Source organism: Nocardia sp. NPDC004722 (assembly GCF_053601505.1).
This window is the reverse complement of sequence record NZ_JBSGBY010000764.1, coordinates 1-3,429: the sequence shown is the minus strand read 5'-3', so window position 1 is coordinate 3,429 and position 3,429 is coordinate 1. Positions and strand designations below refer to the sequence as shown.

At 69.5% G+C, this 3,429-nt stretch carries 3 protein-coding genes; 2 read left to right on the top strand and 1 reads right to left on the bottom strand.

Features of this window, described 5'->3' with window-relative positions:
* Positions 1–1,653, top strand: a 1,653-nt coding sequence (locus ACWELQ_RS41435) for a protein kinase domain-containing protein (protein WP_452402455.1), incomplete at its 5' end; no start/stop codon positions are given.
* A gap of 37 nt (positions 1,654–1,690) precedes the next feature.
* On the opposite strand, the gene ACWELQ_RS41430 is transcribed toward ACWELQ_RS41435, so the two are convergent.
* Positions 1,691–2,662 (bottom strand): alpha/beta fold hydrolase, encoded by a 972-nt coding sequence (locus ACWELQ_RS41430; protein WP_452402454.1) that lies wholly within the window; start codon positions 2,660–2,662, stop codon positions 1,691–1,693.
* A gap of 53 nt (positions 2,663–2,715) precedes the next feature.
* Here ACWELQ_RS41430 and ACWELQ_RS41425 point away from each other — a divergent pair.
* Positions 2,716–3,429 (top strand): SDR family NAD(P)-dependent oxidoreductase (locus ACWELQ_RS41425; protein ID WP_452402453.1); only part of this gene is annotated, 714 nt, incomplete at its 3' end.

Sequence of the window (3,429 nt, the reverse complement as noted above, 5' to 3'; positions counted from 1 at the left end):
GAAGAACTCTTGGGCCGAGGCGGAATGGGCGAGGTCTACCGCGCCCGCCATCCCCGGCTGCCCCGCCGGGTGGCGGTGAAGGTGCTCACCGATATCGCCGCCCAGGACGAGTCCTTCCGGCAGCGCTTCGACCGGGAGGCCGATCTCGCGGCCCGCACCAACCACCGCAATATCGTCACCGTCTACGACCGCGGCATCGAGTCCGGTCGCCCGTGGATCTGCATGGAGTACGTTCCCGGCAGCGACCTGTCGGCCCTGCTGCGGCGTCACCGGTCCGGCCTGCCGGTCGAACAGGCCGTCTACATTCTCGCCGAGACGGCCGCCGGTCTCGATCACGCCCACCGGCAGGGCCTGCTACATCGCGACATCAAACCCGCCAATATCCTGCTGGCAGCCGGTGATCCGGGCGAACGCGACCGAGTTCTGCTCTCGGACTTCGGCATCGCCCGCAGCGTCGACGAATCCACGGGCCTGACCAGTACCGGCGCCTTCGTCGCCACCATTGCCTACGCGGCCCCGGAAACCTTCACCGGCGACGCGGTCGACGCCCGCGGGGACCTCTACTCCCTCGGCGTGACCTTCTTCGAAATGCTCACCGGCACAGTCCCCTACCGCCGCGCCACCCCGGCTGCCGTCATGCACGCCCACCTCTACGACCCCATCCCCGCCGTCACCGACCTCCGCCCGGACCTCCCCGCCGCCCTCACCCCGATCCTGACTCGCGCCCTCGCCAAAAACCCCGCCCAGCGCTACCTCACCGCCCGCGCCCTGGCCGACGCCGCCCTCACGGCCGTGCGCACCCCCGCGCCGCCCCCGCCCCCGCCCCAACAATCACCACCGCCCGATTTCCGTTCCGCGCCAACCCAACCCGCCCGGTTCACCGCCGAGCCACCCGACCCCGCACGATCGCCCATCCCGCCGAACCGGCCCTCCGGGCCAACATCGGGCCAGCCCCCGGTGTCACGAGCGGCGAGTTCGGGGCCCGCGGTTCAGCCGCACGCGCGCACAGCACCGCCAGTACCCCTGGCCTCCGGCACACCGCCCGAACGGACACAGGCCGCCGCAGCAGAGCCCGCACAGCCGACCGCGGCGGCGAAATCCGCGGGGGTCGGCGGAGTACTCGGGTCGAGGCGTCGGCGGCTCACGCTCGGGGCCGTGGCCGCCGTCATGGTGGTGGCGGGCGGAGTTGTGTTGGCGTACAACACCATCAGCCCCGGGTACTACGTGGGAACCGATGGGGACAATGTCGTGGTGTGGCGCGGCCGCTCGCGAGCGTTTCTCGGGCTCACGACCCACCAGGTTGATCAACGCGCGTGTGTCACAAGCAGTGGCGAGTTGGCGCTGGCGGGCTCGGCGAGCGATTTTCCGGCGGGCTGCCTCACCCTGGCGGTGTCGGATCTGCGGGCCGGTGGCCAGAGCAGCGTGAACGGCGGTCTGTCCGCCGACAGCCGCGACGCGGCGATCGAGCAGTTGCGCAACCTCGTCGAATCGCAGTTGCTGCCGACGTGCGCCGGCGCCACCCCGCCGACGCCACCGCCCACGACCACGACCACGACCACGACCAGCGTGACGCCGACCGCCCCGCCGCTGGGCGTCCCCGCCACCACCCTCGCACCTGTGACGCCGGGCGAGAACTGCCGGGCGGCCAACTGAATTCACTTCCCGATCGCGATCGCGTCGGTAGCCGTGATCAGTCGGTCAGGCCCAGGCTCTTCAGATTGTCGAGCAGGAAGGCGTTGACGGCGTCGGGGCGTTCGAGCTGGACGAGGTGGCCCGCCTTCGGGATTTCCACGACGTCGCGCAGGTCGGTGACATTGGCGCGCAGGGTGGCGAGGGGGTCGCGGCCGCTGAAACCTTCCATGTCGGGGTCGTTTTCGCCGTAGAGGAAGAAGGTGGGGACTTCGATCTTGGCGTCGGTGTAGGCGGCGGTGAGTTCCCAGTTGCGGTCGAGGTTGCGGTACCAGTTGAGGCCGCCGGTGAAGCCGGTGCGTTCGAAATCGGCTGCCAAGGTGTCGAATTCGGCTTGGGTGAGCCACGGCCACGGGAGGGCGGGGGCTTGTGGGAGGGCGTCGAGGTAGCCGATGCCGGGTGGGTTCTTCCAGGTGTCGAGGTAGTGGTAGTCGCCGGAGAGGGAGTAGTAGACGCGGGCGAGGAAGCCGCGCGGGTCGGCGGCGAGTTCGGCGTCGGCGATGCCGGGTTCCTGGAAGTAGGACAGGTGCAGGAAGTGGCGTTCGGCCGCGCGGGTCCAGAAGGCCGAGGGGGCTTTCGGCGGGCGCGGGGCGAACGGGTTGTTCAGGACCATGGCGGCGGCCACGCGTTCGGGCTTGCGCAGGCTCAGTTCCCACACGAGTTGGGCCCCGAAATCGAGGCCGACGAAGACGGCCTGGTCCGCGCCGATGTCGTCAAGCAGGGCCATGAGGTCGCCGATGACGGCCTCGTTGGTGTAGGCGGCCGGGTCTTCGGGGCGGTCCGTGCGGCCGTATCCGCGCAGGTCAGGTGCGATTGCCCGGTAGCCCGCCGCGGCCAGCGCGTCGAGTTGGTGATGCCACATGAACCAGGTGTGCGGGAACCCGTGACAGAACACGACCGGGAAGCCCTCCCCCGCGTCCGCGACGTGCATGCGGACCTCCCCGGTGTCGATCGTCCGATGCGTCAGTTCCACTCCGCCTCCAATTTCTAGAACACGTTCCTATTTCAAGGTAATGTCCAGAGGTCGTGAGCGAAATACCCAAGATTCTCGCCGGAAAGGTCGCCGTGGTGACCGGGGCCAGCCGAGGCATCGGCAAGGGCATCGCCCTGGAGCTGGGCGCGGCCGGGGCGACCGTGTACGTCACCGGGCGCACCGTCACGGCCGGACACCTGCCGGGCACGGTGTCGGCCACCGCCGCCGAGATCGACGAGCTCGGCGGCACCGGCATCGCGGTGGTGTGCGATCACCGCGACGACGCCGCGGTGGAGAAACTCTTCGCGCAGATCCGCGACGAGCAAGGCCGACTGGACGTACTGGTCAACAACGTCTACGACGCGCCCGGTTCGGCGCGCTGGATCGGCCGCAAGTTCTGGGAGGTGCCGCCCAAGGCGTGGGACGCGGGCTTCGATATCGGGGTGCGATCGCATTACGTGGCAAGCGTTTTCGCCGCGCCGCTGATCATCGAATCGCAGGGCCTGATCGTGAGCGTGTCCTCGCCGGGTGCGGTGCGCCAGATGCACAATGCCGTCTACGGGGTCGGCAAGGCCGCGGTGGACCGGCTGACCGCCGATATGGCCCACGACCTGGACGGCACCGGCGCGACCGCGGTCTCGATCTGGCCGGGCATCGTCAATACCGAACTGCTGCAAATGGTTCCGCCGGACATCCATGATCGGCTCGGCCAATGCGCCGAAGACGTTGTCGTGCGCGGCGTCACCGCTCAGGCCGATGCCGGTGTC